The following is a 24,553-nucleotide window of genomic DNA, read 5'->3' as shown; positions in this document are numbered from 1 at the left end:
AGATTATTCGTATGTGGTTAATTGTTTTCTTACTGCTTGGCGGATCTTGTCGTGTAAACCAAAAACACGATCGATATCATCCAAATCCCACGAGGTATTTTCTAATATCACAACGGTTAATTGCGATTGCGGGTAATAGAGCATTATGCTGATGTACCCAGGGATATACCCCGAATGGCTGTATTCTACTAGGCCATCTTGTTGGCTGATTTGCAAGCCATAACCATAGCCTGTATCTCCCCAACGATGATGCCTAGTTGTACTTGCATGGGTCATGGCTTGATAGCTTGCGGCAGATAAAAATTGGCCTTGATGTAAACCGTTTACAAACTCCACCACACCATCACTACTGGCCTGCATACCGCCAAATGCAATAAAGTCATTGTTTACTGTAAAGTCAGTCAATTGCGTGCGCTGCTGTTGTTGCTCGGTATAACCATTAACTAAGCGTGTTTGCTTGTCGTGAAGCTGTGCAATTGAACCTGTACCAGCATGGATATCAAGTTGATTCTTTTCGGTAAACTGATTAACTAATTGCGCATAGGGTTGTTGGTAAACCTGAGCCAATATATCGCCAAGTAATTTATAGCCATAGTTTGAGTAACTAAACTGGCTGGCAGGTATAAATTGAGACCCAGCATTAATACTCGGTGATTTCGGTGTTGTTATCCCAGAGGTGTGATTTAACAGCTGGCTTATCATGACGGGGTTATCAGGGATGATATCAAGGTGATCTGTGATGCTATCGGTTAACGCTAATTTCTTCTGGTCCACCGCCTGTAATACGAGGGTGGCGGTGACCGTTTTAGAAATAGACCCAATCATAAATATGCTGTCGGGTGCGATGTCGGTACCTGCTTGGTAATTAACATAGCGGGTATCAGTGTCGCTAATGATAATTCTACCGTTAAAAGATCTCGAATCATTATCTATGATGGTTTGCACATCAACCGCTGTTAATTCAAACGCACTGAGTTGAAATGATATTGAGGCTACGCATAATACAATTAACATACAGCCGAATTTTTGGAAGCCAGTTTTTTGTAAGATAGTGAAGCGGCTAAATAATTGTGATGTGATCATTTAGTGAGATACCAATAAATAAACAAGATAGCGAAGCCGACTAAATACACTAAACCAATCCACGACAAGCCCACCATAACACGGCCATAACGATGTTTTTCAGCCAAAGTGTTACTGGTCATTAAACGGAAGTTAAGCCATGCAAAAATAATTGTGGTCATAAAGGCAAGGATCATTACAAACTCAAGCAGCGGTAATAAAGCGCCTTTAAAAAATAGAATAAGTAATAAACCAAGTGCACTCACAGCCAACATAACTTGAGTTAAATAGCTACGTGGTGACGTGTTGTTGGACAATAATTTCCAGCCCATATCGAGTGTGCGACTGTAGCCATCTATCACTGTGACTGTGGTGCTGAATATACATAAAAATGCGACAACCCCAATTAAATAACGGCTTTCGTTGCCCATGACTTGGCTATAAAGGGTGATCAATTGTGAAGCAAATACTGCCCCAGAATTTGAAAATTACTCGCCACTGCCATGCATCACTAATGCACCTAGTGCTAAAAATACCATCGCCAGTAATGCTGTGGTGACATAGCCTAAATTAAAATCAAAAATAGCCTGCTTGGCCGTTACCGTTTGGGTTTTACGTTTTTCTATTAACCATAGTGAGTTCCAAGTACTGACCTCTATCGGAGCAGGCATCCAGCCCATCATAGCGACCAAAAAACCTACATATGCCCATTGCCAAGGGGACTCACTTACTTCTGGTGTACCAAATCCGCTATGAAGATTAAACGCCAATGCCACGGCGGTTAAGGTGGTTAGTGTGAGAGCCAACATGATAATTTTGGTCATTTTATCAAGCAACTTATAGTGTCCGAAAATGAGTAATGCCAGAGAACTGACCAGAACAATGAGAGCTAATACATCGATAGATAACGGAATAAATTGGGTCAGCATGGCTGCCGTTAACATACATACCCCAGCAGTACTGGCAATGGCAGCAATAACATTGAGCCCTGTAAACAGCATTAAATAGCCGCGACCTTGCTTGTGATAGCCGTGCAGTAAGCTTTCACCCGTTGCTGCAGTGTAGCGAGCGCCGGCGGCGAAAAAAGGATATTTAACGACATTGACTAATAAAATGAGCCACGCCAGTTGCCAGCCAAATTCAGCTCCGGCACGGGTCGAGGCCACTAAGTGAGAAGCGCCAATCGCAGCAGCGGCCATTAATATGCCCGGCCCTGTGGCTTTAAATAGGGCAGAGACTCGAGAGAACCACGGTAATACGGGGGCAGTTTGTTGATTAAGCATGTAAATTCACTTTTTTAATTATTTATTCTTAGCTAAGTATTTAGTTGTACTTTTGTTGCTACTTTGTATTGACATTGTTAATTTTTGAATTAACTTGGATGGGTATATTAGAATCCAAGAAAGTAGTAGGCGGTAATCTTGTTACCGCAGTTTGCCGTAGTCATGGATATAAAACAATAAATTAACGTTAAGGATGATCATGAAAAAAACTAACCTTTTTCGCAGCGCATGCGCTATTGCTGTGTCAGTGTCCCTTGCTCCAATCGCCTTTGTTACTCAAGCTGCTGATGTCGGCGCCGATTCAAAAGTTGAACGAATTGAAGTGACGGGTTCCCGTATCAAACGAACTGATATTGAAGGGCCTTCACCAATACAATCGTTGAATAAAGATGATATCGAAAATATGGGTTTTGATAACCTACAGCAATTGCTTGAACGTATGCCGGCAAATGGTTCAGGTGCATTTTCAACCCGTGGTAACAGCCAAGATTCTACTGCAAACGGCGGTGCATCAATCAGTTTGCGTGGCTTAGGGCCTGATGCCACTTTGGTGCTTATTAATGGTCGCCGTGTTGGATCGAGTGCTTTTGCTGAAGGGATCTCCAATTCATTTGTCGATATTAATAATATTCCTGTATCGGCCATTGAACGGATTGATATTCTTAAAGACGGTGCATCAGCTATTTATGGTTCTGATGCTATTGCTGGTGTGGTTAATATTGTATTAAGAAAAGACATTGAAGGCATCGAACTTAGTGTTGGTTATGGTGATGACAGTGGTACTGGTTATGATGAAACTACAGCCAGTTTAGTGTGGGGCATGAAGGCTGACAAAGGCAGCGCATCAATCATTCTTGATTACTTTACTAATGGCACGTTGTCTGCGAGCGATATGGGCCGTTTTGGCACCGCGAACCAATCAGCTTACGGTGGTGAAGATTACCGTTCTTCTCGTGGCTTCCCTGGTTATTTTTATGTTGATGGCGTGAAAACCATTGATCCAGATTGCCCGGCCGATAGCGCTACTGCAAGTGGTAGCTGTTTATTTGACTACGGTCCTTATAACTTAACGATTCCAACGTCTGAACGTGTGGGGGCTATTGGCCAATTTGAATATATTTTAGGTGATGACTTAACTGCATTTTTAGAACTGTCTGTGCAACATAATACTTCTGAAGCGGGCGGCGCACCAACGCCATTAGATGAAGATGCAGGCTTAACTGTGCCTGGTACTCACCCCAATAACCCTTTTGGACAAGACATTGATATTGGTCGTTTCCGTACTGTTGACGCGGGTCCTCGTCGTTGGGATATCGAATCCGATACTATGCGTGTGGTTGCCGGACTTCGCGGTGTCGTTAATGATTGGGATTGGGAAGTTTCAGCACAACGAGGTCGCAGTGAGTCAACTCAAACGGGTGATCGCTCACAAGGTTGGGTAAGAACCGATTACTTACAAGCTGAAATTGATGCCGGTAACTACAATCCATTTGGTGGCAATATCAACTCGCCTGATGTGATAGATCGCATCACCACGAGCTTAGTGAGACAAGGTGAATCACATATCACCGCTTATGATGCCAGCATTTCAGGTCATGCATTTACCTTGGCGGATCGCGATATCATGATGGCTGCGGGTGCAGAATATCGTGAAGAAGATGTTAGCGATGTGCCAGATGAGCAGTTTCAACGAGGGTTAATTTTTGGTACCGAAGCGGTTTCAGCTTTTGGTTCACGGGATCAATATGCCGCATATGTAGAGTTTTCTATCCCAGTGACAGATAATTTTGAGCTGCAGTTAGCCGGTCGTTATGATAACTATAGTGACTTTGGTTCAACTACCAATCCTAAAGTGGCTTTCCTATGGGGGATCAATGAAGAGCTGACGGCACGTGGTTCATGGTCGACAGGTTTCCGTGCACCTTCATTAGCTCAAATTGGCCTTGGGCCATCAGAAAAGAGTGACTTTTTAGTTGATAGTTATCGCTGTGCTGCTGATAACGTTGATTGTGAGTTATTGGATTATAACTTTGTCTTTGCAGGCAACCCGAACCTTGAAGCGGAGGAGTCTGAGACTTGGAACGTGGGGATGATTTGGGCACCAAGTCAGCAATTTGATATTGGTTTAGATTTTTATAATATCTTACAAGATAACAAAATTGACTCGCTGCAAAACCAAGATCTTTATGACGAAAACTGTAATGATCAAAATAGCACTATTTGTCTGCGAAATACGCCACAAGCCGGTGAAACATTCGGTTCGATTGATGTTATTCAATCAGCGTTCGTCAATATTGGTTCTCAAGAAGTACAAGGCGTGGATTTATCGACACATTATGGCCTTGAGTTAGATCGCTACGGTAGTGTTAAATTTGGACTAGAGTACAGTTACTTAATCAGTTTTGAAAAAGAAATCGATGGTGAGACTATTGATTACACTGGCGAGTACGAGTATCCGCAACACCGTTGGTTAGCTACAACTAATTGGAACATGGATGACTTTGCGGCTAACGTTAACTTAAGTTATATCGGCGAGTTTGAAGACTACAACAAAACGCGTACTGTAGATGCACAGTTGTTAGTTGATATGTCTGGTTCATATCGCTTCAATGACACGGTTAAGTTATCTGTAGGTGTCAATAACGTGTTTGACGAGGAACCATCGTTTGCAATTGGTGATGGCGACGCAGATTTATACGGTTATGCAATGGGTGTACATAATCCATTAGGTCGTTATATTTATACTAAAGTCACAATGAATTTCTAATGACAACGTCATAAGATACACCAAAGCCACATTCACTTAAGGTGCAATGTGGTTTTTTTGTTCTCATTATTCTCACTATATAATATGGAGCTTAAATGATTACGTTATACGGAACCCAAAAAAGTCGTGCGCTCCGAGTATCTTGGTTTTTAGAAGAATTAGGTGTTGAATGGCAATTTCATTTTATTGATTTTGCCAAAGGTGAAAATAAAAGTGACGCCTTTTTAACCCTTAATCCTAGCGGGAAAATACCAGTGTTGAGCGATGGTGATTTTGTGTTAACCGAATCAGCTGCCATTATGCGTTACTTAGCCGAAAAATACGGTCAAGGCTATTGGTTACCAAAGCTAGGTACTGAGCAGTCTGGTATTCATGAACGCTGGGTGAGTTTTGTGATTAGCGAACTTGAGCAGCCACTTTGGAGTATGGGTAAGCACCGCTTTGCACTGCCAAAAAAATTACGCGTAGACGCTATGTTTGCTGTGGCTAAATGGGAGTTTGATCAAGCTGCTGCTATAGCTGAAACTTGGATTCCAGAGTCTGGTTTTTTATGTGGTAGCGAGCCTATGGTTGCCGATATTTTATTAACTCAAACCTTAGGGTGGGCTTTGGGGTTTGAGCAACATCTGCCGCCAAAGTTGCTAGCGTATCGCGATCGGCTAAAACAACGCCCCGCTTTGGCCGCTGCGCTAGCCAAAACAGCTGCGCTAGCCAATGCAACAACATAACCATCATTAAAAAAGGAAGCGCTAGGCTTCCTTTTTTGCAACTATTGTTAATATGCAAACATTTATAACTGAGTCGCAGCCCATTTAGCACGGCTTTCACGGCTTTCGCTCATGCCATTATCTGCACGATAAGCTTTATAGGCTTCGGCATCTAATGCAACTAGGCTTACATCGACTTCTAAAACCAGTTTACATTCTTTCTTAATACGCCATGCAGCGGTATTGTACAATTCTGTTAATGGCAAAGAGCTTAAAAATTCAGGATTGTATTGGGTGTAAAGTGCTTGAGTCGGATATACCACAAACGCTAAACGGCGCTTAGGTTCTTTTTTAAATAACTCTTCAATACCATCAGAGGTGTTGAGCACTTGCATTTCGATAATATCATCGATTTCTAATAACTTTTTCTGCGCTGGGATAGGCGCTTCTTGTTCGCCAGACTCCCATGACATTACGTTTTCGTTACTGGTTTTAGTGAGGCTCGCAACTTGTTCAGTTGTTAAGCCTAAAGATAGACGTAAATATTGGATCTCAATCGCATTTAAACCGGTATTTTTCGACATAGTCATTCTCGTATTTGTAGTTAACCTCAGCTTGGGATCATAAGAGGTAAGATATAAGCCAAATATTGTAATTTTGGTTTATTTACCCCAAGTTGAGTCGTTGCATTCTGTTTAGTTAGGGTTACTGGTTAAGCCATACATCTTCGGCCCAATCCCATAATGATTCCCAGCCTTCTTCCTTAAAGCGACCATTTTTCCAAAATCGCACTATGCCTTCCTCATCAATACAGTAAAAGCTATCGCCTTTCTGACAAATGGCAATTTGTTCACGGGGCATCCCTATAGACCATGCATAACAGGTCACTTCGGGTAGGTAAGTGTGCGAGGAAGGATCTGCAGCGGTTACGGGTTCAATGGTGCCATAAATAACATCGCTGCCATACAGTAAGAACTCTTTTAGATCCTTGGGTAAACCGATTAAAATCTGTTCTTCAACTTCTACAAGTTGCTCAAATGTTGGCAATTCTAGCGGGACAGGTACTGTTTCGCTTAATTCTTGTAGTTGTTCAATAATTTCATTCATAACATTGTCCGGCAGTATCATCGTAATGTTCGCGAGTATAACAGATGTGGTTGTAGCGGATCTTATCTGGCAAAAAAAAAGCGCTCATATGAGCGCAAAGGGTGAAACGGATGTGGAGTCGAAACAAGGTAGAACTCTGAATAATAAGGTGTTGAACCCTTATGCTACTTGTGCTTGTGATTCATATAAACTTTGGCGTTTGTAACTTAACCACGCTTTATGATATTGCTTATGAGAATCTTGACGAAGCTTAACTATTTTGGCTTGTTCCCAATCGTCTAGCTGCCTAGAGGTTGCTTTAGCTTGAGTTTCTATCTGTTGAATTTGCTCGTAAATATAATGTTCTGGGCCGCTTTTTATCTCAGCAATATCGTTTAAATGAAACTGAATCTCCACCACCATTTGGCTTGTCGGTAATTTTACTAATACATTTAAGTCACGATAACCTGACATTTTGGGTTGAGCAAAGCGGTTTTTCAATTGCACAATTTCGGTGTGCTGACGCAGTTGTTGATAACTTGATAATAAGCTTTTAACATCATTAGCCACCACACTTGCTCGCGCTATATCGGTCAGTTGACTGGCATCGCCATCAAATTTTGTGTGAACTTTTTGCGCTGCTCGTTGGTAACTTTTAGTGGCAGGAATAATCGTGCCGGTATTACTTAACTGGGTAATGCTATGAAGTAGGTTGATGAGTTCTTGTTGTGCGACGGGGGCTCTATTCATCAAAGCGTCTAAGTCATCGGTGTCTTGGTTAACTTGCGCTGAAGTGTGTTCGTTCAGTGCCATTAGCTGTTCAATATCATTGGTTGATTGCTGGCTGAAGTCGGATGCTTGAGCTAACTTGGCATATTTAACCTCGTTAGGTTGAGCTATCGCGCCACGGGTAGACAGTAAAATTAAGAATATAAAGAAGGTACGAAACAACTTATTCATTGAATAGCTCCAGCATAATGTCTGTTAACTTAATGTACCGACTTTTGGCTGGATAGGAAGATTAATGAATAAGGTTTAATGATATATATGAATCTGGATTTATGTAGTATTTGTTTTTATTATCAATTGGTTATTTTTTTACTTATAAAAAAGGGCATCTTTCGATGCCCTTTTTGTGTGTAAATGTGACCTAGGTCAGTCATCCATCTTGGTTATTACCAAATTTTTACGCGTTTAGCTGGTTCAATATACATCTTGTCGCCTTCTTTCACGTCATAAGTACTATAGAACTCAGGCATGTTAGATAAGGCACCTAAGGCACGGAAGTGACCAGGTGAATGTGGATCAGTTGCTACACGGTTACGCATTGCTTCTTCTTTCATCTTCACACGCCAAATTTGGGTGAAGCCCATGAAGAAGCGTTGGTCACCAGTTAAACCATCAATAATCGGTGCTTCTTTACCGTCAAGTGACATTTTGTAAGCTTTATAAGCAATGGTCACACCGGATAAGTCACCGATGTTTTCGCCTAATGTTAGGCTACCATTAACGTGTAAGTCGTCAAACACTTGGTAACCATCGTACTGAGCAATTAACGCCTTACCTTTGGCTTCAAATGCTGTTAAGTCAGCTTCGGTCCACCAGTCACGCATGCTACCAGTACCGTCAAACTTAGCGCCTTGATCGTCAAATCCATGGCCCATTTCGTGACCGATAACTGCACCAATACCGCCGTAATTTACAGCATCATCGGCTTCTAAGTTGAAGAATGGAGGCTGTAAAATCGCAGCAGGGAACACGATTTCGTTCATGGTTGGGTTGTAGTAAGCATTAACCGTTTGCGGGGTCATGTGCCATTCATCTCTATCAATGGGCTGGCCTAACTTAGCAATGCTCTTATTATGTTCAAAAATAGCAGCTCGGTTGCTGTTACCGACTAAATCATCTGCTTTAATGGTGAGCTTGGTGTAATCATCCCATTTGTTTGGGTAACCAATTTTTGGATTAAATTTGGCTAGTTTATCCTTTGCGGCAACTTTAGTGTCTGCACTCATCCAATCTAATGAATCAATGCTTGAACCATAAGCACCGCTTAAGTTGCTAACTAATTGCTCCATACGTGTTTTTGCTTCTGGTGCAAAATGACGTTTCACATATACTTTACCGACGACTTCGCCTAATGTGCCGCTAACAGTACTAACACCACGCTTCCAACGCGGCTCTTGTTCTTCTTGACCGTTAAGAGTCTTAGAGAAAAAGGCAAAGTTTTCGTTATCTAATGCTTCAGATAAATTGCTGGCATTGTGAGTCAATGTCATCCAAGTCATGTAGTTTTTCCAAGTCGCAAGGTCGTTGTTTTTAAGGACCTCGTTTAAACCTTGGATATAGCTTGGTTGGTTGATAATAATATCAGTTTGCTTGTCGCCACCTAGGGCAGCTAAATAACCATCCCAGTTAATCTCTGAAGCCAATTCTGGCAAATTTTTAACTTGGTATAGGTTGTAAGTTTTAGTGCTGTCGCGATTTTCAACAACGTCCCAATGCTTTTCAGCAATTTGAGTTTCTAGCGCTAAAATGGCTTCTGCACTGGCTTTAGCATTTGGCAAGCCTGCCAAGTTGTACATTTTTTCGATATGTTCAACAAAGGCTTTACGAATATTAACAAAACGTTCTGCTTCGTTAAAATAGTAATCTTTTTCAGGAAGGCTAAGACCATACTGATAAATATGTGTGGCATAACGGCTTGAATCTTTAGCGTCAATATCAACATAAAATGCTAAAGGTGTGCCACCACCATTGACTTGGTTTTCACCAAAGAAAGCGGTTAATTCTTTTTTGTCTTTTAATGCAGCAATTTTATCTAGCTCAGCTTGGATTGGCGTAATACCTAATTTATTTAAGGTTTCAACGTCCATAAATGAGCGGTATAAATCAGCTACTTTTTGTTCGTCAGTGCCGTCGGCCAAATTAGGCGTTGCACTTAAATCTTCAATAATGGCTTTAACGTCATCACGTGCTTTTTCGCGTAAGTCGTAAAAAGCACCGATGCTGGTACGGTCGCTTGGGATTTCAGCTTTTTTCATCCATATGCCATTAACATACATGTAGAAATCGTCTTGAGGGCGAACTGACTTGTCGATGTTGTCAAAGTTGATGCCTGAAGTAAGCGCTGTTTCTACTGCAGTTGCTGTGGCAGTTTTAGCGACATCTGCTGCAGGTGCAACGGTTGCCTTTTCATCATTACAAGCACTTAAGCCTGCAATTAACGAGGCACATAGACCTCCAATAACCAGTTTTCTCATGTTGTTTCCTTTGCTTTATTTATAGAGCCCTTCAATGGGGGGCATTGCGAGCTGTGTCGCTTAATTCAGCAATAACCCCTTTATCCAAAGGGAAAAGCTATTACTTTTATAGTGAATTGTATGTTAAAGCCTTCTCCGCCTATAAAACAAGCCGCATGGGCTGATATTTACAGGCTTTTTTGTCACGATATGTAACCAAAAATTACCATAGTGGTGAAAAATATCGGTGATTGATTTCTATTTAAGTGTGTAGGCAGCATAATAGCGCCAATATTTTTAGATTGAGTAATCATTGTGCGTTTAGACAAATTTATCTGTGAAAGTACCGAACTGACTCGGTCATTAGCTAAAAAAGCATTGCATCGTGGTGATGTAACTTGTGATGGCGTTGTGGTGAAAGACTCAGGTTTTAAAGTGCTGCCACAAATGGCAGTGCATTTAGAGGGTACCTTAATTAGTGTGATTGGCGAGCGTTACATCATGATGAACAAGCCAGTTGACACTATTTGCTCAACCATTGATGAAGAATACCCTTCGGTATTGAGTTTGATTGATATTGAAAAAATAAACACTTTGCACATCGCTGGTCGCTTAGATGCTGACACCACAGGGCTAGTGTTAATTACCAGTGACGGCCAGTGGTCACATAAAATTACTTCACCGAAGAAAGATTGTGGTAAGCGTTATTTAGTGGAGTTAGCCAATCCTATTGATGACAGTTTGATACAGGTATTTGCCAATGGTATTGAATTACGAAACGAAGATGGTCTTACTAAGCCTGCCTTATTAGACATTATTGATCCCACTCACGTCAGGCTAACCATCAGTGAAGGTAAGTACCATCAAGTGAAACGCATGTTTGCTGCAGTAGGTAATCACGTCATTAACTTGCATCGCGAGGCTGTGGGAAGTATCGAACTTGATAGTGATTTAGCCCTTGGTGAATGGCGATTGTTAACCGACGCAGAAGCCAAATCGGTGTAAGCACTTTTTTACGTTGCAATATAAAAAGCCCGCTGATGTTTATAAGCATCAACGGGCTTTTTGTTATCTATATTGAATAAGATTATTTAGTCAGGATTATTGGTAAACTTTATTTTTTTAGGGTTATACGGCCGCTAATAGTATTGATGTTAACTTGCCCTGTGCCAGCCTGGGTTTTAAATTGTAGTGTTTTGGCTGGTGAGTATTTTTGTTTTAACGGTTTATCGTCACTCAGTTGATTATCAATTTTTTTACCGCCTTGGCCGCCTAATCGAAAGTAGATGGCATAAACACATTGATGATGGCATCGATACAATTGTTCGAATGTTAGCAGACATCCTGGAGCGGCAATGGCTACTAATTGATTGTCATTTAGTGCTTCTAATTTGTTTAATGATATTGAAATTTCCCGATTGAGACCTGCATCCTTAATGTCACAACATGTCCACTATGATTGTTTAGTTATATGACAATCGCAAGTCGGTAAAGGTTTATATGGGTGATATTAAATCGTTATTTTTATTTAAAATAATTTAGCTTTATTGATGTTTGCCGATAATTAGTAACTATACTTCTGTTAATGAATTGTTATTGAAATCTATACTAGGTCATAAATTATAACAATAGTGTCGAATCTTAATCTTGAAAGGTAACAATTATGCTTATTCGTTCTAAACTTATTTTAAGTTCGATCATTTCAATATCCTCAGTACTCGCGATGTTTGGGTTACAAAATTATTCTGAATCGGTTCTGTTTAAATTATCAACAGCATCAAACAGCATTGTCGAAATTGAAAAGAAAGTGCTTGAGTTACGTACCCAAGAAAAGGATTTTCTCCATCGTGCAGACACCGAGTACATAGACAAATTTACAAACAGTATGGATGATATCTTGGTCTATATGGCCGAAGTGCGCGTCGCGCTAGAGCACCAAGGAATGAATGTAAATGCTTTAGACCATTTTAAAAAGAACCTTAATGATTATAAAACGATATTCAATGAAATCATTGCGCTAAAAATTGAGATAGGATTAACTCCCGAGTCAGGTTTATATGGCGATTTGCGTTCGGCAGTTAAAAAAGTTGAAACCTTGTTGAGTAATAATGCCGAAGATGCTCTGTTGGTGGCTATGCTTCAACTGCGTCGAAGTGAGAAAGACTTTATGCTCCGTCGTGACCCTAAGTATGTAACTGCTTTTGATGACGGAATTGTCCGTTTTCTAACTCAAGTACAACAGTCTAATTTATCCTTCTCTCAGAAAGAGCAATTAACCGCAGATATTAAAGATTATCGGGTGAATTTTAACAATTTAGTTAATAAAGAAGTGCTATTTGGTTTGTCAGATCAAGATGGTAAAATGGCCGAATTACGAGATAAAATTCATCAAACCGATGATTATACTGTTACGTTACGCGAGGAAACGTTGGCTGAAATAGAGCTTGGTAAAAATCAGGCTTTTATTATCGGCTTAAGTATATTCTTATTAATAACAGCAATACTGTGTATTTTCACCTATTTGATTATTCGTAGTATTATCAAGCCGGTTCGTGATATTACTAATGTAATTTCATCAATTGAAAAAAGCAAAGACTTATCAATGCGTTGTGATGAATCTGGTAATGATGAATTATCAAAAATTGCCTATCATTTCAACCAAATGGTAATGACGTTCCAAGAATTGATTCAGCAAGTAAATGAGTCTGTTACTGCAATGAATGAGTCATGCCAAGAGCTGTCTCGAAATGCGATGACTGCTTCTGAAGGCGTATTACGCCAGCTTAATGAAACCGATATGGTGGCTACCGCAGTTACTGAAATGGGGAGCACCATTGACGAAATAGCCAAGAATACAGAATTGGCTGCCAGCAAAGCCAGTCAAACCAATGAGAATGCTCAATCTGGTCAACAGGGCGTAGCACTCACGGTTCAAAAGATTACCTTACTAGCTAAGAAATTAGCTGATTCAGCCGCTGTTGTTACCGAGCTTGAGCGAGATAGTATCACTATTGGTAGCGTGCTTGATGTGATTAAAGGGATTGCTGATCAAACAAACTTATTGGCATTAAACGCGGCGATTGAAGCAGCAAGAGCTGGTGAACAAGGTCGTGGTTTTGCCGTTGTTGCCGATGAGGTTCGGACACTCGCCTTAAGGACACAAACGTCCACCCAGGAAATCTCTAGCATTATTTCAACCTTACAAGCGCGAACTCATTCTATTGTTGATCTCATGCAAGAAAGCCAGCAACAAGGGCAGGAAAGCGCTGAACAAGCCGCCATTGCCGGGGAAGTTTTACGGACCATTACCAATGACGTCACCAATATTATGGATATGAGCACTCAAATTGCAGCTGCAATTGAAGAGCAAAGTATGGTTGCTGCAGAAGTGAGTAAAAATGTGGTGGTTATTCGAGATATTGCCGATGAATCATCGCATGCGGCGGAAGAAAATGCCGCGGCTTCTGAAGATGTAAGAGTAAGAGCCCAAGCATTGCATGAAGCGGTGAGTCAATTTCGTGTGTAAGTCATTGTTATGATGGTGTAAATAATAAAACGGCCTAGCAGTCAAGCTAGGCCGTTTTCTATTATGACTATAGAGTGACTTAAGAAGTAACACAAAGTCAGAACCGGTGGTTATTACAAGGTGACTGTTTTAACGCCATCTGGGGTACCGACTAACAATACATCAGCACCGCGATTAGCAAATAAACCATTGGTGACAACACCGACGATGGCATTGATTTTAGTTTCCATCACTTTAGGATCTAGAATTTTCATATTGTAGACATCCAAAATAACGTTGCCGTTATCGGTTACAACGCCCTGGCGGTAAACCGGATCGCCACCTAATTTGACTAATTCACGTGCCACGTAAGAACGTGCCATTGGGATGACTTCAACGGGTAATGGGAACTCACCTAAAATGTCTACTTGTTTGGTATTATCAACAATACAAATAAACTTGTTGGCAACGGCCGCAACAATTTTTTCGCGTGTTAATGCCGCGCCACCGCCTTTAATCATGTCCATGCGGTCATTGATTTCGTCTGCACCATCTACATAGATGTCAATTAAATCAACACTGTTTAAGTCAAACACTTCAATGCCAAGTTCGATAAGTTTTTTAGTCGATGCTTCTGAGCTCGATACAGCACCTTCAATATCATCCTTCATGGTGGCAAGCGCATCAATGAAGTAGTTGACGGTAGAGCCTGTGCCTACACCTACGATGGTGTCTTTTTTGACATATTGCAGTGCAGCCCAGCCAGCCGCTTTTTTCATTTCATCTTGTGTCATAGCTATATTCTCCATTTTAACCATTGGGTTAATGATAACCTAAATTACTGAAGTACCGTTTGTTGTGCATCATAAAAATGTGCATTTTTAAACGCTGAAAGTACTCGTATGTTGATGTCACTCATAAATTTTTTCTCTAACCTTACATCCATTACATAGGCTTTAACTGTGATGGTTTGTTGGTACTGTCCGAATGAGTAGTCATTGCCCAAATTAACGATAATAGGTTTTTTTAATAAGGTATAAGGTGAACATTGAGTTGCTTCTTTGGCGAGGGCAATTGCGAGTTTATGGTCAGCGTGAATTGGAATGGTAAAACTCACTACCACCATTTCATCTAAGGCACCGCTATTAGCGTTGGACACTGCCGTTTTAAGTGCTTCGGCATTAGGTACCATCACGGTATTATCATCAAAGGTGCGTATCCAAGTTACGCTCCATTCTAATTTGGTCACTTCGCCATAATAGCCTGATACGGATATCATATCGCCAACGCGGTAAGGGGGGTTGATCATCATAATAAATCCGGAGATCATATTTTTAGCGGGTTCTTGAGTTGCTAAACCCACCACAATACTGATTGAACCCACAACCGCGAGGATTAAGTTTTCGTGAGGATCAATAATGCCGACAATTGAATAAATTATTACCGAAAGCCATACAAATAAACGCACAAAAGGGAATGATCGACTCCAAATTAAGCGGTATTTAGGCAATGCTTTATTGAGTTGGTTTAAGCAAAACTGCACCAATACCAAAAATAACCACGCTATCAAGCACAGTAGTAAAATACTGATAATGCGATCTAACGAAATAATATCTAAAAATGCTTGTAGTGCTTTACTTGAATCGTCCATATTTGCCCCGGAATGTTATTTGCTGTGCACGTTATCAATCAGGCCTTATTAATGAAAAAGCTTGTTATTATTAATTAAATGAATAGCAATAATATTGGTTAACAGTGGCGTTATACGGTAATAATGTGCCACAAAATCTTGTTCAGAGTAGTGTACCTGTAATAATCCTTGGCGGACCAAATATTCAAGCTGCAGAATACTTTTCTCAATTGAAATGGTAAAAATATGGGCATGTTGATGCACTCTTAATCCACCGTGGACATATATTTCTGCCAGCGAAAACAAATCACTGTCTTTACAATTTTTTAAAGCCGAGATATTAATTTGGTAAATTTTAATCTCGTTTTCTTGCTTTGTTTCATCGGCATTAATGTCTACTTGGTGGTTGAGTGAATACTGTAGTAACAATAAGGCTAGCGCTGGATGACCTTGGCTAATGGAATAAAGTTGTTTTAATTGGTCTTCAAATGGTGGTTTTTTATCGGTAACTTGCGCCGGTTTAGCCTCTACTGAGTTGACATCAACATGCTGTTCGGTATTAATTAATCCTAATTTGTCTAATTGTTGTGTTTGTATTTGAGCCAGCTCTTTAGCATTAAAATAATTAAATTCAAGCAGATTACTTACTAAATGGCCGATTTGATATTGCGCCGATAATCGCTGCCAAGTATAGGTTTCACAACCGAGTAACCAACAATGTTGTTTGCGGGTTTCCATCATGATGGTAGCAAAGGTCATTAATGCTTGAGAATTCCCCATCATTCTTATCATAAGCTTATGCACATCATCGATAATAATCAGTTGTGAGTTTTGCTGATTGATTAATTTGATGGCATCAGTAATGGTGTCTGGTGGGGCAATGTTAAAACAATAACAGATGTTTGCGATCGCTTCTTTTGCACTTAACGGCGCCTGATAAAAACTCATATAGAGAACTTGCTCTGGCAGCGGTTTTATATGTAACGTACTTGTTGATGACGATGAATCTATTTTAGGCATAGAAAGCGATTTATTTTGTGATGCTGCTGATATGTCATTATGCATTGTCGTGAGCAGTGACATTACTTGAGCTAAAAAGGCTGACAACCCCGCTCCAGAAGGAACAATAACCGCTGTTAATTCTCCTTGTCGCTGGCACCATAATTCGATAATTTCACGCATTTGTTGTTGTTGTTGTTCACGGCCGACAAAATTATCACCAGTGACGAATGATGGGCATGACACTGTACCCATCAGTGCTCTTTGGGTCTGTATATTAGGAGAGTTTTTGGCGATGGTATAGAGGGATATTACGCCTTTTTCTGCATCATGGGACTCAGTTTTATGTGACGGTGATGAGATAAATAAATGCGTAATAGCTTGTTTAAATTTATTTAAAAAATTGAAGTTAATGTCCATCTATACTCTCTTTTTACATGCCTAAGTAAAGCTTAACATGAAGTCATTAAAAACAGTATTTGCACCACATCGAGTCTAATATTACCTGGGTAAACTAATCATTAACTGACAAACGAGTAAATATAATCTATCGCTGATGTCTTTTTAGTTTAAAAACCAATAATTTCGGTTAAAAACCTATTATTTGTGATTATTTACCTATTATAGGGCTAATTCTTTATCGTATACTCATTAGACTTATTGAGCTGATTTTTTTAGAGAGAGTGATGAAACGCTGTTTATTTTTTGCCTGCACCTTCTTATTGTGTTCAAGTGCCGTTATTAGCCATTCGGTAGCTGCTGAACCCGTATCTCAAAAACAATCATTACAAGAGCTAGCGTCAATCAGCGCTATGCTAGTCGACTTGAACACCAATGAAGTATTGTACTCCAGCAATCCGGATCAAACAGTTCCCATCGCTTCGGTGACAAAACTCATGACTGCCATGGTAACTCTTGATGCAAAACTACCGTTAGATGAAAAGATATCAGTTAACGTTTCAGACTCACCAGTGATGCGTAATGTGTATTCTAGAATACGATTAGGCAGCAAAGTGAGCCGTGAAACCATGTTGTTAATGACGCTGATGTCATCTGAAAATCGTGCTGCTACTTCACTTGCTCACCATTATCCTGGTGGATTTAAAGCGTTTGTTCGGGCAATGAATGATAAAGCAACCGCATTAGGAATGACGCATACTCATTATGTCGAACCTACAGGTTTATCACCTGAAAACGTATCTAGTGCTAATGACCTTATTTTATTACTTAAAGCCAGCCAGCAATACCCGTTGTTAGGTAAGTTAAGCTCAACGAGTAAAAAACATATTATTTTCCAACAACCACGTTATGCACTCGATTTTCACAACACCAATAAATTGGTGTTCAAAGATAGTTGGAACATTGCATTAACTAAAACCGGTTATACAAGTAAAGCTGGGCATTGTTTGGTGATGTTGACGGAAATGAATAAGCGTAAAGTCGCATTTGTGGTGTTAGATTCGTTTGGCAAATACACTCATATGGCGGATGCTAATCGACTTAAGAAATGGTTAGAAACCGGTCGGACTACTCCCATTCCAGCTTCGGCAAAAGCGTATAAAAAACAACGCCAGTTGGTCGTAGTCGCCAGTAACTCTGAAAGCTAACTAAGTTACTTTTACTCAAATGAAAAAACTGCAAATAATATTTGCAGTTTTTTTATGTGTAAAATATATACCTTATAAATCAATAAAAAGTACCTGTAAGTGCTTATTAATTAATATAAATAACCGATTAAATCTTTCAGTATTTACTGTTCATTGAAGTGATTTAATATTAAGCTATTGGCAATAATAGCTGTGAAGGTATCAATATGTTAAACATGGATTTTAGCCAACGAGTGGTGATCAACACTGCAGATCTTGAATGGCAAAATAGCCCCGCTACGGGCGTATTACGTAAACGCTTAGCTCGCGAAGAAGCAGAACGTGGCCATGCTACTAGTATTGTTAAATATCAAGCAGGCGCTAAATTTAACTCTCATCCTCATCCATTAGGTGAAGAGATCCTTGTGTTAGAGGGGGTGTTTTCTGATGAAACTGGTGATTACCCAGCTGGCACATATTTACGAAATCCTGAAGGTTTTGTTCATGCGCCATTTAGCCTGCAAGGCTGTACATTATTAGTTAAGTTGCATCAGTTCCAGACCACTGATTCACAGCAAATGGCTATTAATACCAATGAAACAGAATGGTTGTCAGGTCATGGTCAGTTGCAGGTGATGCCGCTACATCAACATAGTACCGAGTCGACAGCATTAGTGAAGTGGCCCGCTGGGACGCATTTTCAACCGCACCGTCATTTTGGCGGCGAAGAAATTTATGTCATTAGCGGTGAATTTATTGATGAACTTGGTCGCTATCCTGCTGGTACGTGGATCCGCAGTCCACATTTAAGTCAGCATAATCCGTATGTGGAACAAGACACGGTGATTTTGGTTAAAGTTGGTCATTTATAACAATGGTTAGAAATTCATAACGTTATGGTATTTAGTCGTCATATTCGCTATAAAAACTTTATTGGTTATTTTAGTAAAGAGTGAATAATGTAAGTGCCTGATTAAATGGGATATGGAACCTATAGAATTAATATATCAGTTTATTCAGTAATATGGTTTTGTTGCTATTATTTCTGATGATTTAGATTGTTCTCATTTACCCTTATTGCTTTTGCCGTTAGAAGGTGAACTTGGCACATTGTGTTGTGATTTCGCTCGCAGCAATCCTCATTAGTATAGTATTACAGGCAATTAGATTGTTTGAGTATTTAAAGTGTAATTTTATCAAGAATAGGGCGTGCGATATGGCTTCAACACAGATTAGTGAATTTATATCATCTTTAGCTGAGCGGGCAGATACAGTGCTTTTTGAAGAGTCTATTGCTTTGATTGACGAGCATTATGATTTTAGCCCAAGTGCATTTAAAAATGGTGATCAGCTTAACGAGGCTGGGCAGAATTCTGGTTCTTGTAAGGTTTTTGCGTTTGGGCAAATTCATCAGTTAACTGTGCAACAAACCTTGGCTATGTTTGGCCAACATTATCGAGATGTAGTGGCAACAGCACAAAGCGGTGACCATCAAAATATTCGTCAGTTTATGCTGTGCGGTTGGCAAGGGATCTTGTTTTCACAACTGGCATTGCAAGAGAAGTAATTGTCAGTTTTTCAAATGTTGTTGAATTATCAACTTGGTAATTTATGTAGTTACGATCAAAATGTGATCACTTAATTAGAAACAATAGTGTCTCTAATTAAGTGGTCCAGAAGAGCATGTCATCTATATTATATTCAAATGCTTAATCATGTTCGAATATCACTTCTTTCAAATCCTTAATTGTATTCAGATCTAAATCCCCAGGCTGAGGGCTCCATGTTACTCGCAAATAATTAGTTAAATCTCTTAGCTGTTCATCGTTTAACTGATCAGCATAAGCTGGCATGGCATAAAAGCTGGTGGTGGTGTTGTAATGTTGGCTTTTAATCCCTTTTAACATGACTGCGACGACATTGTGTGGGCTGGCTTTATCTAAGGTAGAGTTACCTGCCATTGCGGGTGCTACATTAGGTCGACCCTCACCATTTTGACCATGACAACCAGCACAATATCCCATGTAGAGATTATAGCCTGGTAATTTAGGCTGGTGACCATTGAAGGTGAGCGCCTTCGCTTCAATCTTCTTGTCTGTATCGAGTAAGTAGCTGTTTACCGCAAACATGTCTTTATCTGTTAGGTGGCTAAAGCTGTGATAGACCACGGGATACATGCCACCAAATACGGTGCCTTTACGAGAGTACCCTTCAGTAAACAACGACTTTAAATCGTCATGAGTCCAGTTTTGTCGATTAAGCTCAGCTGAAGTGATGTTCGATGCTTCTAGCCCCTCAATAATGGCACCTTGAAAGTGTTTATCTGGCTCCATCGCAAACAAGCTGTCTCTTGGGGTATGACATTCAGCACAATGCCCTAAAGCATTAACTAAGTAATTTCCACGGTTCCAACGTTCACTTTTGTCTTCCTTAGGGGTAAATTCTTTAGCATCATGAGCGACTAAGTTCCACGCCTTAAGACCAAATCGCATGTTGAAGGGGAAAGATACGTCATTATCGAGATTGGCTTGTTTAATGGGTTTAGTGTTCATCAAGTAAGCATAAATCGCTTTGGTATCTTGATCCGTTAACAGGCTGTATGACGTGTAGGGCATAGCAGGGTATAGATTGCCATTAATGCCGACGCCATGATGCATGGCATCAAAAAATTCCTCGTAGCTGTATTTACCAATGCCAGTGTCTTTGTCTGAGGTGATATTAGTTGAGTAAACTGCCCCAAACGGGGTTTCGAACGGCAAACCGCCTGATAATTCGCGTCCACCTACAGCGGTATGACAAGCTACACAGTCACCTATTTTCATTAAATAAGCCCCTCGCGCTATTGCACTCGTGTCATTGGCAGCACTGCAAGTAAATGCCACTAAACCCAAACCTAGACAGAGTGATAGAGTTTGAGTTAGTTTACTACTTAACGTCAGCCCTAGTCGCTTAAAGCGAGCTAAATCGTGATGATGTGTTAGTTTCATGAGAGGGTTAACCCCTCTGTTTTGAGGATTAAATCTTTCATCGCCGCATAGTATTTTACATAGCCAGTACAGCGACAGACATGTTCACTTAAAGCCTCTTCTATGACTTTTTCAACTTGGTCTTTGGCAATTGGTTTGCGCTTTAGTTGCTCCATCAGTGCTGTTGATTCGTTGATAAAGCCAGAAGTACACCAACCGCATTGAAACGAGAAATTTTCCAAAAAGGCTTGTTGCACGGGGCTAAGTGCGGTGATTTCGCCTTGTGCATTCTGTTTAGCATGACCTTCTATTGTGCGGATATGTTTACCGTTGAAACGCTCAACACCATTGATGCAAGTCCGTACAACCTTACTTACACCTAAGTTGTCATCTACTATTACAGTACAGGCATGACATACCCCTACGCCGCAGCCAAACTTAGTGCCAGTGAGATTTAAATACTCATGTAGGAATTCAATCATCATGACGCCATCGCCGACTTCAATTGGGCCAACGGCTTGGTTATTAATAGTTAGTTCAATTGACTGGCTCATGCCATGGCCTCCTTAATTTTTTTCGCTGTCATAGGTAGCTCGTAAAAACGCACTTCGGTAGCTTGATAAACGGCCTCAATCAATGCGGCCACTACTGGTATCATTACCACCTCGGCTATGCCTCGGCTCGGATCTGTTTCGGATAGTTGCGCTAAGATGGTGTGTCGTTGACTCCAAACACCAACATGTCTTGCTAATGGCACCTGATAGCGATTGAGATTCCAAGTGCCATTTCCTGGTCCTGCTTCAAATGGGGGTAATTCTTCATGCAGAGCATGGCCAATCCCCATGACAAGGCCGCCTTGAATTTGGCCTTCAACTAACTCGCTAACAATCACTTTGCCGGCTTCTAACCAAGTATGAGAGCTCAACAGAGAGACTTCTCCATTGCCTTCATTTACAGCCACTTCGACCAATGTTGCACACGGAGCATAGTAAGTTACCATGGCATTGTTGAGTTCAGTGCTAGGGTACTTCATGGTTTGACGATCAATTAAGTGATAACCATTAGAGCTCATGCTGGCTTTACGGGCAGCATTGCCATGATAGCGATTGCCTTCACCGTATTGCAGTGCCAACGCATCTAATGCAATACGTTCTTTGGTGCCAAAAATTTCGTAATCAGCTTCGGCCCAGGCCCAACGGTTAAAGGCATGACCCATAGCGCCAACCACTAAACCCATATCGTGGGCGCGTTTAGCTATAACGTCGATCGACAGTGGTGGAAAGCCCATGGCGGTAAGTTTTCCATCGACCCAGCGGCCGTCGCTAGAGTCATTGAGGTTAGTTGAGCCCAATGGAGAGTTAAAATACAATTCGTTCCAAATAGACACTGCAGCAGGCCAGAGTCCATGACGATAGATTATATCAGCGGCAATGCGGGTTACATGGCTTTGATAATACGCAGACATAGATGCTGACGATGCCATAGCTATTACAGGAGTCCAACGTGGATTTGCCGTCATTTCATCTTGGCGCTGCTGTGAAATAATATAAGGATTATCGGTTTGCACTAATTGCATCGCATCCCAAATGTCCATCTCAGCAAGTTTTACCTCATGGGCATAATTACCTAACGACTCACTGACAACTACGGCTTGAGAAGTTTGGGTTCCGGTGCCCATTTCGACAAAACCAATTTCTACGGTTATTTTACCGTCTTTGGATAATCTAACCGCTGCACTTGGCGCCGCGGCCCCTGTACCATAATCCTTAGTGGCGATGCCAAAGCCGACACCGTAGCGCATGCCTGGATGCTTGGCTTCATAATTAGCCTTTGTCGCGACTCGATTTTGCCATACTGGATCTTGTTGGGCCATATCGAGCATTTCACGATATCTCAAAGTACCATTTGGAATAGCACCTTGAGTATTACGTTGTCCTGACTCCATCACATTAGCTGCGCGTAGCTTAAAGGGATCTACCTTTAACTCTGCGGCCATCTCGTGGATCATGCATTCCATAGCCGTCATAGATTGTAATGTGCCATAACCGCGCATAGAACCTGCATCTGGGTTACGTGAGGCATAACAGGTGGCGACAATATCATTACGCGGAGTGTAGTAAATACTTTGCATTGCTGTCGCGCCAACGGAGGTAACCGACGGACTGAAGTTAACTCGACCACCGCCATCAACGGTCATTTTTGAGGTTAACGCTTGAATTTTTAGGGTTGTTTTATCAACGGCTAAACGATTCTTCATTGTGAATGGATGACGTTTAAGGCCGACTTGAAATTGTTCAAAGCGGTCATTGGCTAAACGTATCGGACCGTTGGCATAAATGGTTGCAAGCACGCCATAATAAGGAAATATTGAGTGATCTTTGGCGCCAAAACCACCACCAATATAAGGTGAATGCACCACTAAATGTTTTACTTTGTCAGCCAATGGCCCAGATGACAACATATGTGCAGCCATCTCTTGGAAGTCTTGCGGCGATTGAGAAGTAATAACTGTATGAAAGGTTTGGCTACTGGCATCATACCAACCATTAAAGGCCTCTGGTTCCATCATCATCGGATCGATGAATTGGGTATGATATTCGCGCTCTAATACTTGCCATTGTTCGCTTTCTTTAGCGCTCTCAATCTGCTTCTCTATCTCGCCAGCATAATAAAGCCCACGTTCAGAAACCGAACCTTGTGCATTAGCATCCCCGAGCCATTCTGGCTTGTGGTTCCTAACATTAGGGAAAAACAAGCCGTCGTGTAGTGGACTATAAGCGTCTTCAGTTGCGCCATTTTCGCCTTCAACCCGAATAAGACGCCAACTGGCATAAGGATCTTTATTATCTGATACAAAGGGTGTTTTTTCACCGTATTGCAATAAGGCGTTATCAAACTGTAACAAGGATTTAGCTTGCTTAAACGCTGGAAAACTGTCGAATAATAATATTGCCACCGCGTGACCAAGATAGTCAGCAGTTTGCCCCTCTGGCAGTAACATATTGTCGCCGTAAAACCCTGGAAGTTTAATTTTGTCGCGGGCAAGATCTGCAGCGGTTATCACTCTATACGGTTTAGCCGCAGTGGGGAGGTGATCAAGTGCGAAACCTAGATATGTGTGATCCGCATTAGTGGCGCGTAAAATAAAAGCATAGCCTTGTTGTGTTGGCCAGCCAGCCATGTCCATCGCGCGGTAATCTCGGCCGTAAACTTTTTGGCCAGTGACTTTAGCGATGCCATCATTACGAAATTTGGGTTTAGATTGACCGTTAACTTGAGTTTGCCATTGAGCGGCCAGTTCAGGAGAGATTATGGACGCATTGGCCCGACTCATTTCCCACAGTAAAGGCGCTGAATATACTGTGACTCCACCAATAACACATTGTTTTATAAAGGTCCGGCGCGACGCGTTAGACATATCCATATCTCACCTCAGTTTGTCTTAAGGGGAAAATCAGACGATCTGCTAACTGTCGTCCGATCTTGACTCATTCATTTGGTTGTAAGTGTAGAATTTGATTGCGATGAATCTAAATTAGCAATATTCAACGCTAACATAGGGATATTAGAATGCATATTCTCTATGGTTATAGGACTTATCAAATAAAGACGCTTGAATAGACTAGCACCATTTTCATGATTTAATCGGCAAAAAAACGGTGTAGATTTAGAGTATGTTATGAAAATGCTGTTATTAATGTTTAACATCGTCAACATTAC

Annotated in this window: 18 protein-coding genes and 1 pseudogene; 7 read left to right on the top strand and 12 right to left on the bottom strand. The window is 40.9% G+C overall.

Annotated elements, in window-relative coordinates; translation table 11 throughout:
- Positions 1-3 precede the first annotated feature (3 nt).
- Complete coding sequence (locus tag FH971_RS15830; protein ID WP_140234966.1) at positions 4-1,083, bottom strand: serine hydrolase domain-containing protein; 1,080 nt, start codon at positions 1,081-1,083, stop codon at positions 4-6.
- Positions 1,080-2,345, bottom strand: a pseudogene (locus FH971_RS15825) (Nramp family divalent metal transporter). The gene FH971_RS15830 and the pseudogene FH971_RS15825 overlap by 4 nt, the downstream one beginning before the upstream one ends.
- A 199-nt stretch (positions 2,346-2,544) precedes the next feature.
- Between FH971_RS15825 and FH971_RS15820 the strand changes: the two are divergent.
- Together FH971_RS15820 and FH971_RS15815 are read left to right on the top strand one after the other, a co-directional pair.
- Complete coding sequence (locus FH971_RS15820) at positions 2,545-5,112, top strand: TonB-dependent receptor (protein WP_140234965.1); 2,568 nt, start codon at positions 2,545-2,547, stop codon at positions 5,110-5,112.
- A gap of 95 nt (positions 5,113-5,207) precedes the next feature.
- Positions 5,208-5,840, top strand: a complete 633-nt coding sequence (locus FH971_RS15815) for a glutathione S-transferase family protein (protein ID WP_140234964.1) — start codon at positions 5,208-5,210, stop codon at positions 5,838-5,840.
- A 62-nt stretch (positions 5,841-5,902) separates the two neighbouring features.
- Here the strand turns inward: FH971_RS15815 and FH971_RS15810 are convergent, their stop codons facing one another.
- From FH971_RS15810 to FH971_RS15795, 4 genes are all read right to left on the bottom strand, one after another.
- On the bottom strand, positions 5,903-6,403 hold the full coding sequence (locus tag FH971_RS15810; RefSeq protein WP_140234963.1) for a DUF4447 family protein: 501 nt from the start codon (positions 6,401-6,403) through the stop codon (positions 5,903-5,905).
- A 121-nt stretch (positions 6,404-6,524) separates the two neighbouring features.
- Positions 6,525-6,926: an SMI1/KNR4 family protein gene (locus FH971_RS15805; RefSeq protein ID WP_137225973.1), complete on the bottom strand. Its 402-nt coding sequence runs from the start codon at positions 6,924-6,926 to the stop codon at positions 6,525-6,527.
- A gap of 159 nt (positions 6,927-7,085) precedes the next feature.
- Positions 7,086-7,865, bottom strand: a complete 780-nt coding sequence (locus FH971_RS15800) for a nucleotidyltransferase family protein (protein WP_140234962.1) — start codon at positions 7,863-7,865, stop codon at positions 7,086-7,088.
- 215 nt (positions 7,866-8,080) lie between these two features.
- Entirely contained in the window at positions 8,081-10,168 is a 2,088-nt protein-coding gene (locus FH971_RS15795) for a M13 family metallopeptidase (protein ID WP_137225977.1), read from the bottom strand.
- A 294-nt stretch (positions 10,169-10,462) separates the two neighbouring features.
- Between FH971_RS15795 and rsuA the strand changes: the two genes are divergently transcribed.
- Entirely contained in the window at positions 10,463-11,152 is a 690-nt protein-coding gene (gene rsuA, locus FH971_RS15790; RefSeq protein ID WP_140234961.1) for a 16S rRNA pseudouridine(516) synthase RsuA, read from the top strand.
- Positions 11,153-11,810: 658 nt separating this feature from the next.
- Positions 11,811-13,673 (top strand): methyl-accepting chemotaxis protein, encoded by a 1,863-nt coding sequence (locus tag FH971_RS15780; protein ID WP_140234959.1) that lies wholly within the window; start codon positions 11,811-11,813, stop codon positions 13,671-13,673.
- 113 nt (positions 13,674-13,786) lie between these two features.
- On the opposite strand, the gene rpiA is transcribed toward FH971_RS15780, so the two are convergent.
- From rpiA to FH971_RS15765, 3 genes are read right to left on the bottom strand one after another with little or no spacing between them, the layout of a single operon-like run.
- Positions 13,787-14,446, bottom strand: a complete 660-nt coding sequence (rpiA, locus tag FH971_RS15775) for a ribose-5-phosphate isomerase RpiA (protein ID WP_140234958.1) — start codon at positions 14,444-14,446, stop codon at positions 13,787-13,789.
- A 44-nt stretch (positions 14,447-14,490) separates the two neighbouring features.
- Positions 14,491-15,303, bottom strand: coding sequence for a mechanosensitive ion channel family protein (locus tag FH971_RS15770; RefSeq protein ID WP_140234957.1), 813 nt, complete (start codon positions 15,301-15,303; stop codon positions 14,491-14,493).
- Positions 15,304-15,351: 48 nt separating this feature from the next.
- Complete coding sequence (locus tag FH971_RS15765) at positions 15,352-16,701, bottom strand: hypothetical protein (RefSeq protein ID WP_140234956.1); 1,350 nt, start codon at positions 16,699-16,701, stop codon at positions 15,352-15,354.
- Positions 16,702-16,967: 266 nt separating this feature from the next.
- Here FH971_RS15765 and pbpG point away from each other — a divergent pair, with 266 nt between their 5' ends.
- From pbpG to FH971_RS15745, 3 genes are all read left to right on the top strand, one after another.
- Entirely contained in the window at positions 16,968-17,888 is a 921-nt protein-coding gene (gene pbpG / locus FH971_RS15760) for a D-alanyl-D-alanine endopeptidase (RefSeq protein WP_137225989.1), read from the top strand.
- A 206-nt stretch (positions 17,889-18,094) separates the two neighbouring features.
- Positions 18,095-18,739 carry a cupin domain-containing protein gene (locus FH971_RS15755; protein ID WP_140234955.1) on the top strand — a complete coding sequence of 215 codons (645 nt, stop codon included), beginning with the start codon at positions 18,095-18,097 and terminating at the stop codon, positions 18,737-18,739.
- A 344-nt stretch (positions 18,740-19,083) separates the two neighbouring features.
- Positions 19,084-19,434: a HopJ type III effector protein gene (locus tag FH971_RS15745; protein ID WP_140234954.1), complete on the top strand. Its 351-nt coding sequence runs from the start codon at positions 19,084-19,086 to the stop codon at positions 19,432-19,434.
- Positions 19,435-19,576: 142 nt separating this feature from the next.
- Here the strand turns inward: FH971_RS15745 and FH971_RS15740 are convergent, their stop codons facing one another.
- Genes FH971_RS15740 through FH971_RS15730 form a run of 3 tightly spaced genes read right to left on the bottom strand, consistent with a single transcriptional unit; the run spans position 19,577 to position 24,257 of the window.
- Positions 19,577-20,854: a cytochrome c gene (locus FH971_RS15740; protein ID WP_140234953.1), complete on the bottom strand. Its 1,278-nt coding sequence runs from the start codon at positions 20,852-20,854 to the stop codon at positions 19,577-19,579.
- Positions 20,851-21,387, bottom strand: a complete 537-nt coding sequence (locus FH971_RS15735; protein ID WP_140234952.1) for a (2Fe-2S)-binding protein — start codon at positions 21,385-21,387, stop codon at positions 20,851-20,853. The genes FH971_RS15740 and FH971_RS15735 overlap by 4 nt, the downstream gene beginning before the upstream one ends.
- Complete coding sequence (locus tag FH971_RS15730) at positions 21,384-24,257, bottom strand: xanthine dehydrogenase family protein molybdopterin-binding subunit (protein WP_140234951.1); 2,874 nt, start codon at positions 24,255-24,257, stop codon at positions 21,384-21,386. The genes FH971_RS15735 and FH971_RS15730 overlap by 4 nt, the downstream gene beginning before the upstream one ends.
- Positions 24,258-24,553 lie beyond the last annotated feature (296 nt).

It is taken from the genome of Shewanella polaris, from assembly GCF_006385555.1.
GTDB classification, from domain to species: Bacteria; Pseudomonadota; Gammaproteobacteria; order Enterobacterales; family Shewanellaceae; genus Shewanella; species Shewanella polaris.
Note: the sequence above shows the minus strand (reverse complement) of the source record. Positions and strands in the feature narration are given on the sequence as shown.